Origin of the sequence: Pseudofrankia asymbiotica (assembly GCF_001983105.1) — a bacterium.
Classification (GTDB): domain Bacteria; phylum Actinomycetota; class Actinomycetes; order Frankiales; family Frankiaceae; genus Pseudofrankia; species Pseudofrankia asymbiotica.
In genome coordinates this window covers 80,906-95,494 of the sequence record NZ_MOMC01000044.1, presented here as the reverse complement: position 1 = coordinate 95,494, position 14,589 = coordinate 80,906, and the positions used below count along the sequence as shown (strand labels likewise).

The window sequence follows — 14,589 nt, the reverse complement described above, 5'->3', positions numbered from 1 at the left end:
GATCCGTCAGCTGCCGACGGTGATCGAGCGGTACGAGATGCCCTCGCCCGGCGATGGGATGTCCGTCCCCTTGATGTCCGATCGCCACGCCCACAGCATGCTGACCGTGTAGAGCGGCATGGTGGCGTAGTCGCCGTCGACGGTCTGCTGCACCTGCGAGTAGATCTCGCAGCGCGCGGCGGCGTCCGGGGTGACGATCGCCTTCTCGATCAGGGCGTCGGCGGCCGGGTTGGAGTAGGCGCCACGGTTGGTCCCGATCTTCTTCGACCAGAAGGTGTTCACGACCATGACGCCGGTGTCCGGGTAGGACGCGCCCTCGCCGAGCAGCATGATCGACGGGATGCTCTTCGGGTCGTCCAGCATCGTGAGGTAATCGGAGAACGCGATCGGCTCCAGCTTGAGTTTCACGCCGATCTTCGACAGGTCCGACTGCAGCAACGTCGCCGCGGCGGCGTGCTCGGGGAAGTTCGGCTGAAAGCGCATGGTGAGCGTGAGGTCCGACAGCCCGGCATCGGCCAGCACGGCCTTGGCCTTGTTCAGGTCCTGCGCGGAGGTCGGCAGGTCGGGACGGCACGTCAGGTTCGTCGGCAACGGGCCGTTCGCGATCGTCCCCTGGTCCTTGTAGATCGTCGAGAGCGCTCCCTTGTAGTCGAAGGCGAGGCGCACCGCCTCACGCACCGCGGGGTTGGCCGTCGGCCCGGACGACGTGTTGAAGTAGATCGCCATCTGGAACGTGTCCGGAGAGGCCCCGACCACGACGTTCTTCCCGGCGAACGCGTCCTTGTCGTCGTAGGAGATCCAGCCCCCGTCGACGTTTCCGGCCCGGATCTCGTCGCGGATCGTCGCCTGGTCGTCGATGYGGCGCAGGATGATCGTCTTGGGGCGCTTCGCGTCGAAGCCCCAGAACTTGTCGGCCCGGGACATCTGGTAGGTCCCACCCGAGGCCGACGCCAGCGTGAACGGGCCTGAACCCGCGTCATGGTTGAGCAGCCAGCTCTGCGCCTGATCACTGCCCGCGTGCTGCGCGACCAGCTTCGAATCCAAAATGTAGATGCGGCTGAGCGCGCCCATGAACAGTGAGTCCGGCTGCGTCAGCTCGATCTTCACGTGCGAGTCGTCGACGGCGGTCGACGACTTGTAGGTCGAGATCTGCCCGATGATTCCCTGACCGACGGCCTTGTAGCGGTCGAGTGAGGAGACGACGTCTTTGGCGGTCAGCGGGTTGCCCGAGTGGAACGTGACACCCGACCGCAGCGTGAGATCAATGCTCGTGACATCGGGCGAGTACGTAAACGTGCTCGCGAGCTGCGGGACCATCTTGCCCTTGTCGTAGCCGATAAGGGTGTCGTACAGGAGCTGGTCGGTGTTGTCGGTCTGCTGGTAGTCGGCGCGCGCCGGGTCGAGGGTGTCGATCTGGTTGCRGTACGCGATCACTGCCGTCTCGTCGCGGTCGGAGCCGGAGCTCTGGCCGCCCGCGCAGCCGGCGAGCAGCACCGCGGCGCCGGCCCCAGCGGCGATGGCACTGGTGAGGAGGCGACCCGGCGCGGGACGCCACCGGGGTCGATGGGTCGGTACAGGCATGGTGGCCTCCGAGACGGCGATGATCCTGAACTGGCCCCGACTGTATACACTTGGCACGCAGACGCCAGATCCGTGCAGGTAAATTGTGAGTTACTTCAGCCAACGAGCGCTCGGTGGTATACAACTGATCGGAGGGTGGCCGTCGGGGCCAGCGTCCCCCAGCGCGTCGGGCCGGCCGGGCCGCCCCGGGCCGCCGGCCGCGGGCGTCCTGAGTCGTTGGATCCGTTACCGATCGGAGGCTGGGGTGTGCCGGGATGGCATGCGGTGCCGATCGAACTGGCCGACGACACCCACTGGTCGTCGGCGCCAATGGCGAAGGCGTCGGGCCTCCACCGTCGACGGTGTCGCCGATGTGGTGTGCTTTCGGCCTGGAACCGCATCAGGTCGAGACATGGATGCCGCCGGACCGGCGCGGTTCGTGGAGAAGGTCAGCGACATCGTCGGGTCCGCCTCGACCCGCCCGAGAAGGCGACCGTCCCGCGCGTCGGCGGGAGAAGCCAGCTCCGGGCACGGGACCGCGCACCACCAGGGTGACGTCGAATGCAGGAACGGAGTTCTGCGATGACTGGCTCGTCGAACAGGCGAACCGCGGGAGCACGACCAGACAGGGATGAGCCTCTTTCCGTCGTGGTCCAACGCGCCATACGCCGGAAGATCATCGTGGGTGAGTATCCGCAGGGCATGGCGCTGGCCGAGCAGCGAGTGGCGGCAGACCTCGACGCGTCGAGGGTCCCGGTTCGCGAGGCGATGCCGATACTGCAGCAGCAGGGATTCGTCGAGACGTCTCCGCGCCGCACCTCATGCGTGACCACCTGGACCGAGCAACGGATCAACGACCTGTTCGACGCGCGACTGGGCGTCGAGGTGATCGCGGTAGGGCGCGCGGCCCGCCGGGCGGGCGCGGGCATCGGCAGCGAGAACCTGGAGGCGATCCTCGTCAAGGCGCAACAGCACCTGGTCGAAGGCGAAGCCCTGGAGCTCGCCGAGACAAACAGCGCGGTCCACGTCGCCCTGGTCGCGGCGGCGGGAAACGCCCTTCTCAATGAGCTGATGCGCGTGATCAGTGGCCGGCTCGCCTGGGTCTTCTACCTCACGGCGGCGCGTGATCTCTACACCCAGGTACACGAGCATCACGCGATCACGGACGCGATTCGCAACGGGAACGACCGCCTCGCCGAATCGCTGATGTGGGCCCACATCGAGGCAGGGCGAGCACCTACCGTCGAAGCCCTGATCGGGTGAACTGGACGCGCGGCCAGGGCGACGGCCCTCTCGAGCGGCGCCGTCGGTCCGGGCTGGCGGGGTGCGCAGGTGGACGAGGTGCGTCCCCGCGCGCGACCGAGCACCGGCCTTCGGACTGGGCCGTCGCGGGGAACGGAAGTAGGCATACCGAGGAGGCACCTGGGCAGGCCTGCCGTCATCGTGGTCGACGCCTGCAGCGGGATCCGCCCAGGCGAGTGCGGCGGCCGTGGTCCGCGGTGTCGCCGGGGGGCGTGCCAAGGTAGGCGTCGGATAGGTGACCCCAGGGCGGAGGCGCAGGTCATGGCGGCCGGGATCGGCGTCACCGGTGTCGCGGGCCCCGGCGAGCAGGACGGCAGGCCGGTGGGCGAGGTGTTCACCGCGACCGCGTCCCCCACCGCGACCGTGGTCCGCCGGCACGAGCTGCGGGGGAACCGCTCCGACATCCGGCTCGCGTCGGCCATGGTGGCTCTGGCGGATTTTCTCGACGTCCTCGAGTCCGATATCCAGCGAGCCTGACCGCGCGCCTGCCGTCGCGCGGGCGTGGACACGGCCGTGCGCGGCATGCCAGCGGTTCGAGCACCAGGAAGACCATCCACTCGTTGTTCAGGGCCTGCGGCCGTGGAAGGTGCGGCGTAGGTCGMTCACCCAGGCGTCGGGATTCTCCCAGGGGATGAAGTGCCCGCCGTGGTCGTGGGCGTTGACGTTGACGTGGTTGAACCAGGCTGCCTGCGGGCCGGTCCTGAACGCCCGGACGCGTTCGGCGGCGGTGTGGATGCCGGGCGGGTTCTCGTAGGTGACGAAGGTGAGGCCGACCGGGGCCTGCACGGCTGGGGTGCGGTTGTGGGCAGGGGCCCAGGGGTAGCGGTTGGCGTTGGCGTAGTAACGCATCGACGTGGCGATGGAGTTGTTCACCCAGTAGATCGTGGCGTGGGTGAGCAGGTCGTCCCTGGTGAAGACGGACTCGATGTCGCCGCCGTTGTCGCTCCAGGCGTTCCAGCGCTCCAGCAGCCAGGCGAGCAGTCCGGCGGGCGAGTCGCTCAGTCCGTGAGCCAGGGTGGCGCCGTCGAGCATGTGCACGGTGAGGTGGGACGCCGAGCGGCGGTCCAGCTCGATGACGCGGGCGCGGATCTCGGCGGGCTGGTCGTCAGTGAGGGGCCGGTTCCGGGCGAAGTCCCAGGCGCGGGGGTCGGTGAAGAAGTCAAGCGGCAGGCCGGAGCCGATGTGGATGCCGTACAGCTCGTCGGCGTACTTGTGGCCGAGCTGACTGGAGATGATCCCGCCGATGTCGCAGCCCCCGGCGGCGTACCTGTCGTAGCCCAGGGTCTCGGTCATCAGGGTGTGCCAGAGGTCGGCGACCTTCCAGAAGTTGACGTCCGGGAAGCCGGTGAGCGGGCCGGGGAAACCGAAGCCGGGCAGGGACGGCACGAGGACGTCGAACGCGTCGGCGGGGTCACCGCCGAACGTGGCCGGGTCGGCGAGCGGGTCGATCACCTTCGACCAGTGCCAGAACGTCCACGGCCAGCCGTGGGTGAGGATCAACGGGATCGGGTGGGGGCCCCGGCCGGGCCTGCGCATGAAGTGCACCGGGACACCGGCGACGCTCACCTGGTAGTGCTCGTAGGCGTTGATGGCGGCCTCGGCCTCGCGCCAGTCGTAGCCGTCCCGCCAGTAGGCGACCAGCTCACGCAGATAGCTGTCCGGGACGCCGTAGGACCAGTCCTCGTTCCCCTCGTCCAGGGGAGGACGGGTCAGAGTGAGACGGACGCGCAGGTCATCGAGGACCTCGTCGGACACCTGGATCGGGGCGGGCTCCAGAGGGAAGGCTCGCGGGGTGGTCATCGCATGGTTCCTTACTGCACAGGGAAGAAGCGCTGTCGGCCTGGTGGGTGGTTGGGCAGCGGGCCGGGCCATTTCAGAGAGCGCGGGCAGCGACGCGGCGAGTACCTGCCGGTGATGCGGGTCGAGCTGGCTGGCAGGAGATGTGCTCCTTCCCTCGCGGCCCAGCCACCTTGGCACTGGATGAGCCTGCCCGATATCGCCAAGCGTCTCATCACCCCCACGGGYGCCGGGTCATGCCAGGGCGGACCCGTCGCGTGGACTCATCGCTCACCCACAGAGCCTGTTCGAGACCATGACCCACACCGAAGAGCACTTCCGCGGGTTCGGGTCAGTGCCACAACAGGCTGACTGTCGGTCGCGGGGGACGGTCTGGTCTGGTTGGCGCGGATGTTTTGGTTTCGTCGCCCAAGTCGGGGTACCACCTGGTTCGTCGCGGTCGCCGGGCTCGGCGGCTAGAACGGCGAACACCCGGCCTGTAGGGGACGGGCGTTCATCGCGGTACCGAGCTGATGTCAATGCGCCAGGTGAGACGGCGTCGGGCATCAGCTTCCGGGTCGCGATGCAAATCCGACCTGGAGAGAGGTGTTGATCATTCCAAAGAATTCTCGTCAGACTGGCGCCAAGGCCGCCACGGCCGCCAGCAAGACGCTGACCAGTAAGGACGCACCCAAGAAGACCAAGAAGACGGGGAAGACCGCCGCGGCGAGCGCGCTGTCGCAGGCGCCCGCGAGCACCGGACAGACCGGGGTGAAGGCTGCCTCCGCCGCCGGCAAGATCCTTGCCAGCAAGAGCGCGACCAAGGCGGAGAAGTCGGCCGCCGCCAGCACGCTGGCGCAGGCGACGTCCCGTCCCAAGAGCAAGAAGAAGTGAGGCACGGCTGCCCGGGGCCAACCCTCGGGCAGCCGCCCCACGGCATGGTGGAGCCGGGTCAGCGTTCGCTGGCGCGGGCGGAGCCGCGCTGGGCGTTCTGGGGGTCGAGGCGGCGCAGCAGCCGGGCCGCGACGACCGCGCAGATGAGGCCGATGACGGCGACGGCGGCCAGGTCGGCGAGACAGGTCACCGCCGTGTGTTTCCACAGCGGGTCGACCGGGATCCCGGGGGCGAACCGCTCGTCGCCGATCCGCTGGATCGCGATGAGATCGATCACCGAGGCGGAGGCGCCGTATCCCCAGCGGGCGGGGAAGAGCCAGGAGATCTGTTCCAGGCCGGCCTTTCCCGACAGCGGCATCATCGCGCCCATGAACACCAGTTGCGCCATCGAGACCACGACCAGCGGCGGCAGGGTCTTGTCCGCGTTGTCGACCAGCGCGGACACGACCAAGCCCATCATCGCGGAGGCGATCGCGGTGGCCGCCGTCGCGATCATGATTTCCGGCAGCGGCATGCCAGTGAGGACACCGTGCCCGGAGGTCTTCATGCCCGCCAGCGCGACCAGGGTGAGCACGACGCTCTGCACCGTGGTGATCAGCCCGAGCACCGCCACCTTGGATCCGAGATAGGCAGCCGTCGACAGGCCGATGCCGCGTTCTCGGCGGTAGATCGCGCGTTCCTTGACGAGTTCCCGGATCGAGTTGGACATGCCCATGAAACAGGCCATGAGGATGAGGACCAGCAGGATCTGAGACGCGGCGGTATTCGACTCCTCCGGACTGGTCGACATGGCCAGGCCATAGCTCGACGGCAGCGTCCGAGGTATCAGGCCGAGCACGATCGGATATGCGACCAGCAGCCGTAAATAGGCCGGGTCCGAGGCGATGACCCGCAGATATCGACGGCTCAGCGTCAGCGCCTGGGAGAGCACCGACTGCTGGCGGATGTTCTCCAACGGCGCGGGGCGCGGCTTGGGCACGCTCGCCGAGCCCCGGATGAAGTACTTCGAGTTCCGGTACCGGTGGGCAAGCCTGACCGCGCTCTTCGGGTTCTTGAGTAGCTGGAAGGCGTCCGACCAGCTGTCGCGGCCGAAGAACTCGAGCGCGTGCGCGGGGGGACCGAAGTAGGCGACGTGACCGCCCTTGGCGAGTACCAGGAGGTAGTCGCAAAGGTCGAGGTTCGCGACGCTGTGGGTGACGACGACCACCGTCCGGCCACCGTCGGCGAGACGGCGCAGCGACTCCATGACCTCCTTGTCGAGGCCGGGGTCAAGGCCCGACGTGGGCTCGTCGAGGTACAGCAAGGTCGGCTGGGTGAGCAGCTCCAGCGCGACGCTGGTCCGTTTGCGCTGGCCACCGGAGAGCTTCGAGACCTTCAGCCCAGGTAGGTCGACGCCTTGGGGTACCTCGTCGTCGAGGTTGTCCAGGCCGTCCGCCGGGCCGGCGGCGGCGTCGAGGTCGTCGAGGTCGTCAGGGCCCTCGTCGTCGTGGCCGCCAGCGCCGGCTGGATGGCGGCGGCGACGGGCGGCGACGTCGGGATCCCGACTGGGTCGGTCCGCGCGCGCCTCGCCCGTCCGGTTGGTGAGGCCGAGCTCGAGGAGGACCTCGTCAACACGCCTGGCCCGTTCCTCCTTGGTGGTCTCGGCCGGGAAGCGCAGCTGGGCACCGTACTCGAGGGCCTGCCGGACGGTGAGGGCGGTGTGCAGGATGTCGTCCTGCGGGACATAGCCGATGCGGCGACGCAGCTCGTCGTACTCGGCGTAGAGGTCGCGGCCGGAGTAGCGGACGGTTCCGACGTCGGCCGGGCGGAAGCCGGTCAGGGCGCCCAGCAGCGTCGACTTGCCGGCACCACTCGGACCGATCACGCCCAGCACGGCACGCCCGGGCAGGCGGAAGGTGACGTCGTGCAACAGCCGGGTCTCGCCGACGTCGACACACAGCCCGTCGACCTGGAAGGTCACGTCACCGTGATCGAGGTACTCGACCAGCCGTGTGGGCGCCGCGTTCTTCTCCGCGGCCGCGGCACCGGTGTGGAAGACGTGGTGCCCGATAGAGAAGAAGTCCCCGGTCCGCAGCCGTGCCCGCTCGGTTCGGCGGCCGTTGACGAATGTGCCGTTCGCCGAGTCCAGGTCGATGATCTCGACCCCGTCGGCGTCGACGAACAGCGCCGCGTGCTCCCGCGACGTCAGCAGGTCACCGACGACGACGTCGCTCGTCAGCGCCCGTCCGATCACCGTCCGGCCCGGCCGCAGCGTGTGGATGCGGCCAAGCCCCGCGTCGGTATCCGGCACGTCGCCCTCGGCCGGGGGCATCCGAGGCCCGGATCCAGAGCGCGCCTTCTTGGGCAACAGGGTCGGGCGTTCGTGATGGCGCTTGACCTCGGATCGGACGACGCCGCCAGGCGGGGCGGACGAGGCTCTGGCTGGCTTGCCCGCGCGATGCGCGGGATCGGCCATGGCCGGGTCGTCCCCGCGCCGCTCCGACGGCGCCGCGTCCCGGTCGTCCCCGCGTCGGGAGGTAGCCGGCGTCGGGGCCCGGTCGGCGACGGGCCGTGCCCCGGTCGGGTCCGTGACGGGCCGCGCTCCGGCCGGGTCGGCGACGGGCCGTGCTCCGATCGGGTCCGTGACGGGCCGTGTCCCGGTCGGGTCGGCGATGCGCAGCGCCCTGGGCGTCATCCTGACCGTCTGTTCAGGCCAGTCCGTGACGGGAGTCCTGAGCGGGTCCTGGGGGTCCGAAGGCGCCGGCCGGGACTGGTGCTGATCCCGCCGCTCGGTGGGGGGCGCGGCGAGTGGGGGCTCCCAGGGGCCAGGGGGGACCGGGACCTCCCGCGGGTCCCATGGGTCGATGGGGACGGACGGTACCGGGTCCGGCGGGACCTGCGTGACCGGGAATCCCATGGCGGGTGGGGCCGCCTGGGTGTCCCAGGGGCTGGCGGGGATCGACGATGCCACCGGTTCCCCGGAACCGGTGGGGGGCGAGGACATCCGCGGGTCCCAGCGCCCGATCGGGATGGACGTGACCGGTGGTTCCCAGGTTCCAACGGGCGTCGACACGACGGGCTGGTTCCACGCCTCAGCGGAGTTCCAGGCCTCGGTGGAGTTCCACGCCTCGGCCGGCTGCCCCCAGGGGCCGGCCTGTGGCTGCTCCGACGGATCGGGGCGCGGCTGCTGGCCGGCGGGCTCGTCGACCGAGGTGACAGACACGGCCAGCGCCGACGAGCGCGGGGAGGCCGGACTGGTGATCGGGTGCGGCACCAGGGTGACCATCGGGCCGTCCGGCGCGCCGAGCCGCAGGTGCGACTCCCCGTGGATCAGGACTCGTCCGATCCGCCAGCCGTTCTGCCAGGTGCCGAAGGTGCTGACGTCGACCGCGGTCCAGCCCTCGGGGGTGGGCTCGATGAGCAGATGACGCCGGGAGACCCGATCGTCCGCCAGCAGGGGATCGCCAGCTGTCCGCCCGATGACGCACGACTGGCCCTCTGGAACAACGGCCACGACCTCGCGCCCACTGCGGACAGTCAGCCCGGCTGACATCGTTACCCCCGCTTCCATGACCCCCCTGCGTGATGGCTTCCACAGACGTCAGAGCGCGCGTATTGCGCGGAGGCTGTCCGCGGACGAACTGTCTATCCGCGATCAATCAACCGTCGTGGTGAACCGCCGAGAATCATGACGCGTGCGCCCGCGACCAGCGCGTTCGCGTCCGTTGGCCTCAGCCGCCGCGGGCCTGACGGGCAGTGCGGAGCGGGGCCTGTTCAAAGAACGGCTTTTTCCAGCAGGATGACGCCCGGGTTGGGCTGGCCCTGGGTGGTGAGCACCGGGCGAGCATAACCCGGCATATAAGCGACCCGGAGCAACGGTTGGAGGTGCTGATGGAGATCGGTGGGGTCGCGTGGGCCATGTGGCCTTCCGTGGCGGCACGGATGCCCGCCGCGCCGCGCACCCCGCCGGGCAGACGTGTCGGGTGGAGTCGGACTTGGTCGTCGTTACGCTTCTCCCTGCCGCGCTGGCGCCGTAGGCCCGATCGTCGGGTGGCATCGGGACGCCCAGATCACGGGAATCGCGGGAAATGAGGTCGGGTAGGTGCGGATCCTGCTGCCGCCGAGCGAGGCGAAGACCGAAGGCGGCGACGGGCCGTCGCTGCGGGTCGCCGGGTTCGGCGACGGCCCGCTCGCGGCCGCCCGCGCCGAGGTGACACAGGCCGTCGCGGCCTTCTGCCGCGACGACCCGGCGGCGGCGATCGTCGCGCTTCGGCTGCCGGCCTCGCGGGCCGAGGCGGACCTGGCCGCCAACGCCGCGATCGTGGACGCGCCGACAAGGCCGGCGCTTGATCGGTTCGTGGGCGTGCTCTACGAGGCGCTGGCCCCGGCGACGCTTCCGCCCGCCGCGCGGGCCGCGGCCGACCGCGCGCTGTTCGTCTCCAACGGCGCGTTCGGCCTGATCGGCGCGGCCGAGCCGGTGCCCGACCACCGCGTCGGCATGGCGGCGGCCATTCCCGGCCTGGATGGCCGTGCCGCGCCGACGGTGCTCGCGACGTTCTGGCGCGCGAGGCTCGCCCTGGTCCTGCCGGACCTGCTTGTGTCCGCCCCGGCCGCCGCCGACGGGCGCGCCGGGGCCGACGAGGTGACGGCCGGGAACGGAAGCGCCACCAGGGCCGCCCCGCCGCCAGCCCCGGCCGCCGTCGGCGAGCACCTCGTCGTGGACCTGCGCTCGTCGGACTACGCGACCGTGCCCAGGCTTTCCGGGCCGATCCGGACGAACGCCCTGCCCGTGCGCGCGCTGACCGAGAAACTCGTCGACGGGCGCTGGGTCCGCCGCTCGCTCAGCTACCAGGCGAAACAGGCGAAGGGCCTGTTGACCCGAGCTCTCCTGCTCGCCGAAGCCGCCGGCCGCCCGGTGAAGACCGTCGACGACGTGGTCGAGGTGGCCGAGTCCGCCGGCCTGGCAGCCGAGCCCCGCGGCACCGCCACCGCGCCAGCCCTCGACATCATCACCCGCTGGAACCCGGCTGTCGGCACCGGGATTAGCGGCTAACTGGCGGCCGCCTTGGTCCGCGGCTCGCTTCGACAGCGTCGCTCCCGGCGGCACCTGCCGGCTACGGCCTGGCGGAGGCCCAACGAGGCGACGAGAAGGTCCGCGTCAGGGCCACCAGCGTCGGACGCGCAGCAGCGCCGCGGAAACCAGCGGGCCGGCCTCTTTCGCGGCCGGCGGATCGGCCGCGAGCGCCATCCGGGCGACGGAGAGAACAGCGGCGCGGCTCGTCCTGGAGGCGAGCTCCAGTGCCTGGCCCACGCCGATGCCCCGCGTGCCGGCGGGCAGGGCGGGTACCAGCGCGGTCAGGACCCGCGTCCGATCGGTGGGACTCCTGACCGAGGCGACGACCGTCATCGCCTGCTCGGCGAGGTCTGGGGGCAGATGTGGCGCGAGGGCGACCAACGTCTCCGTCCGGCGGTATCGTTCGGCGCTCCCGACGGCCCAGGCCTGAGCCAGAAGGGCGGCGGTCAGCCGTGGCGCCAGCCAGGCGAGGGCCCGTGCTCGTTCGTGGGGTCTGTCGACGGCTGTGGCCGCCGCCAGTGCTCGGCGCAGGACGGGCTCACGGCCGTCGAAGGGTAGGCGTGCCGCGAGCGCGGTGAGGAACCGCGCGCGGTCATACGGGTCGGGGAAGGAGACCATGGCGACAGCCACGGCCCGGTCAAGGCCGGCCTGTCCACGGCCGGTGTGGCCACGGTCGGTGTGGCCACGGTCGGCGGCGGCGATGTCCAGCGCCCGCGCGAGCAGGTCATCGGGTAGAGCTGGCGCGAGCGCGGCCAGCGCTCGCGCACGGTCGTTCGGCGTGTCCATCGACGCGGCGGCGGTGAACGCGCGGACCAGCAGGTCGCGGGGCAGGTGCGCCGCCAGCTCCTCCAGAACCTGCGCACGCTCGTCCGGCCGGGGCATACCCAGCGCCGCGGTCAACGCATCCGCCAGGACGCGCTCGCCGGCCGGCAGGTACGGCGCCAACGAGGCCAGAGCTCGCGCGCGGGCGCCCGGGCGGCTGATGGACGCGGCGGCGGTCAGGGCCCGCGCCAGCAGCTCGGCGGGCAGGTTCGGAGCCAACTCCGCCAGAACGTGCGCCCGCTCGTCGGGCGAGTGCATCGCGATGGCGCCCGTCAGCGCCTGGGCCAGCAGCTCGGTGGGCAGGTGGGAGGCGAGCGCGGACAGGTCCCGCGCGTGGCCGTCCGGATGGTCGATCGCTGTCGCCGCGGCCAGCGCCCGCACGAGCAGGTCCGGAGTCAGGAGGCGCACCAGCGCGGTGAGGACCCGGGCGCGGTAGTCCGGATTGGTGATGGCCGTGGCGGCGGTCAGCGCGTCCGCCGGAACGGCGCCGCGTTCGCCGGCGGGCAGGTGCCGCGCGAGCGCCGTCAGGTTCCGCGCACGGTCATCGGGATCCTCGATGGCGCTGGCGGCGGCCAATGCCTGCGCCACCACGGGCCCGTGTTCCTCGGTGGGAAGACGGGGCACCAGGCCGGTCAGCGCGCGTGCTCTGGCGCCCGGGCGGCCAATCGTGACGGCTGCGGCCAACGCCTGTGCCAGGACGGGACCGCGTTCGTCCGCTGGCAGGTGCGGCGCCAACGCGGTCAGCGCGTGCGCCCGGGCACCGGGACGGTCGATCGTCGTCGCCGCGGCCAGCGCGTCCGCCAGGACGGGACCGCGTTCACCAGCGGGCAGGTGCGGCGCGACGCCAGTCAGGGCGCGGGCCCGCGCGCCTGGGCGGTCGATCATCATCCCGGCGGTCAGTACCTGGGGCAGGAGCGTGCCGGGGAGGCACGGCGCGAGCGCGGCCAGGGCCTTCGCGCGGTCATACGGATTGGTGACGCTGGTGGTGGATTCCAGTGCTTCGGCCAGTTGTTCGGCGGTCAGGAGCGGTGCCAGCTCGGTGAGGACCCGGGTGCGGTAGTCCGGACTGGTGATGGCCGTGGCGGCGGCCAGCGCGTCCGCCAGAACGGCCTCGCGTTCGCCGGCGGGCAGGTGCGGCGCGAGCGCCGTCAGGTTCCGCGCGCGGTCGTCCGGACTGTCCGTCGCGCTCGCGGCGGCCAACGCCTGTGCCAGGACGGGCTCGCGCTCATCAGCCGGCAGGTGCGGCGCCAGCTCGACCAGCGCCCGCGCCTGGGCGCCGGGACGACTTATCGCGGCGGCGGCAGCCGATGCCCAGGCGAGAACGGGCCCGCGTTCCTCCGCGGGCAGGGACCGCGCCAACTCGGTCAGCGCCTGCGCGCGGTCGCCCAGGTTGGGAGTGGCCAGGGCGAAGGCGAGCGCGCGGTCCATGGGCCAGTGCCCGGTCTCGACGAGGCGGACGAGCAGGGCTGGTGGGATGTTCGCCGCCAGGTTGGTGATCGATCCGATGACGAGCGCGTAGCTGATCTGGCGGGCCATCCCGCGCGGGTCGTCGGGTGGATGGCGGCCGCGCGCGTCCCGCCAGGCCTCGCGGACGGCGGCGAGGTAGTCGCCTGTGCGCCCGACGGCTTCGTGCGACGCGTACCAGACGCTCTGCGCCCTGCCGGCGGAAGCTGGCGGTTCGGCGGCAAGGAGCAGATCGACGGTGGCGTAGTCGTCGGCGGCGAGCAGATGCGGGACCAGCGCCGCCAGACCGTAGCGATCCACATCATCGAAGGTCATCGTCTGACGCAGCCCCGGCAGGCTGTCGGCCAGTCCGCCCCAGCGCTCGAGCAGCCAGCTCGCCACCTGACGGTGCAGGTTCTCCCGCCGCGCGCCGGCGAGCGCGGCGCGTGCGTACTGGAAGACCAGGCCGTGCAGGGTTACCGCGCCGGACACCGCGTCGATCCGGACGAGCGACTGCCGGGCGAGCATGTCGAGCAGGTCCTCGGCGTYGAGTTCGTCGAGGTCGCCCGTCGCCCTCCAGAGGCCGACCACGATCTCAGGCGGGACGGCGCCGCGCCCCTCGAACACCGCCAGTTCACGGAACCGCTCGGCCTGGATGTCGGGAAGGGCGTTCACCGAGGCGTCCAGCGCCGCGCGCAACGTCGGGTACGGGTAGTCGGGGAAATGGCTGTTGATGGCTGCCAGGTCCGCCCGGCGAAGCCGCTTGGCGACGGTCTCCCAACGCCGCCCGGTATAGACCATCGCGCCGACCAGCGCCAACGCGAAAACCAGGCCGGCGCATCGCTGGATGATCTCCTCCGCGGCCTCTGGCAGATCGGCCACCTCACAGCCGGCGTAGGAGGCGAGCACCCGCCGGGATATCTCCTCGTCCGCCGTCTGCAGTGTGTAGACCGTGGCGTCCCCGAACATGGCGTCCCACGAACGCGCGGTCACCAGCAGCCGTACACCGGCCGGCACCCGGAACGCTTTCAGGATCGCGAYGTCCCACACGTCATCCAGGACGATCAGCGCGCGGGCGCCGACCAGAAGCCCCCGTAACCGCCCTGTCCCGTCCGCCGTTTCCACGACCGGCCCGGGATCGCCGAAGGCGGCCAGAACGCCCGTGAGCCTGCCATCCACGTCCGGACGTTGGCCCACATCGACCCACACCACCCCGTCCGGGAACGCCTCCGCCACGGCCGAGTCGTGCGCCAACGCCATTGCCAGCGTCGACTTCCCCGCGCCCCCCATCCCGACGACACCCACGACCTGCCCCGCCCGCCGGTCGCACAGGATTGCGCGCATGGCCGCGGCGTCGGCCTCCCGGGCGACGAAGCGCGCGGGCAACACCGGCAGCAGGTCCCGCGACGGGACCAGCCGAACCCGCCCGCCCGCCAGACCTCTGCCAGCCGCGAACACCGGATTGGCCGGGAACCAGCGCGCCGCCGCGGCGAACAGCAGGCGCCGCCCGTCCTTCACCAGACCACGGCCGAGCAGCGCCGAGACCTCGTGCCAGAACTGGTCCGAACTCAACGCGTTCCACGCGGGAACGCGTTCCGGCGACCACCCCGCCGCCACCAGTACCTGGCGGGCCGATTCCGGCGTCAGGAAGCTTTGCGCGAACTCCCGGATTTCTGGCTCCGACAGGTAGTCCACCCGGCCGCTACCCCCATTCTCGGCCCTCAGCCGGAGGATACCGA

General features: G+C 71.1%; 8 protein-coding genes. 4 read left to right on the top strand and 4 right to left on the bottom strand.

Annotation, left to right across the window (positions count from 1 at the left end):
* Positions 1-6: 6 nt before the first annotated feature.
* Positions 7-1,581, bottom strand: a complete 1,575-nt coding sequence (locus BL253_RS21660) for an ABC transporter substrate-binding protein (RefSeq protein ID WP_076818951.1) — start codon at positions 1,579-1,581, stop codon at positions 7-9.
* A gap of 540 nt (positions 1,582-2,121) precedes the next feature.
* On the opposite strand from BL253_RS21660, the gene BL253_RS21655 reads away from it, so the two are divergent.
* A complete protein-coding gene (locus BL253_RS21655) occupies positions 2,122-2,823 on the top strand; it encodes an FCD domain-containing protein (RefSeq protein WP_081438540.1) in 702 nt (233 codons plus the stop codon).
* 300 nt (positions 2,824-3,123) lie between these two features.
* The gene (locus tag BL253_RS21650; protein ID WP_076818949.1) at positions 3,124-3,339 is read left to right on the top strand and encodes a CinA family protein; all 216 of its coding nucleotides are present in this window, start codon (positions 3,124-3,126) and stop codon (positions 3,337-3,339) included.
* Between the two features lie 87 nt (positions 3,340-3,426).
* Here BL253_RS21650 and BL253_RS21645 read toward each other — a convergent pair whose 3' ends face one another.
* On the bottom strand, positions 3,427-4,662 hold the full coding sequence (locus tag BL253_RS21645) for an epoxide hydrolase family protein (RefSeq protein WP_076818948.1): 1,236 nt from the start codon (positions 4,660-4,662) through the stop codon (positions 3,427-3,429).
* A 585-nt stretch (positions 4,663-5,247) separates the two neighbouring features.
* On the opposite strand from BL253_RS21645, the gene BL253_RS21640 reads away from it, so the two are divergent.
* Positions 5,248-5,532: a hypothetical protein gene (locus BL253_RS21640; RefSeq protein ID WP_198946345.1), complete on the top strand. Its 285-nt coding sequence runs from the start codon at positions 5,248-5,250 to the stop codon at positions 5,530-5,532.
* A 58-nt stretch (positions 5,533-5,590) separates the two neighbouring features.
* On the opposite strand, the gene BL253_RS21635 is transcribed toward BL253_RS21640, so the two are convergent.
* Complete coding sequence (locus tag BL253_RS21635; RefSeq protein WP_241834992.1) at positions 5,591-9,025, bottom strand: ATP-binding cassette domain-containing protein; 3,435 nt, start codon at positions 9,023-9,025, stop codon at positions 5,591-5,593.
* Between the two features lie 588 nt (positions 9,026-9,613).
* On the opposite strand from BL253_RS21635, the gene yaaA reads away from it, so the two are divergent.
* On the top strand, positions 9,614-10,564 hold the full coding sequence (gene yaaA / locus BL253_RS21630; RefSeq protein ID WP_076818946.1) for a peroxide stress protein YaaA: 951 nt from the start codon (positions 9,614-9,616) through the stop codon (positions 10,562-10,564).
* A 105-nt stretch (positions 10,565-10,669) separates the two neighbouring features.
* Here yaaA and BL253_RS21625 read toward each other — a convergent pair whose 3' ends face one another.
* A complete protein-coding gene (locus BL253_RS21625) occupies positions 10,670-14,545 on the bottom strand; it encodes an NB-ARC domain-containing protein (RefSeq protein ID WP_076818945.1) in 3,876 nt (1,291 codons plus the stop codon).
* Positions 14,546-14,589 lie beyond the last annotated feature (44 nt).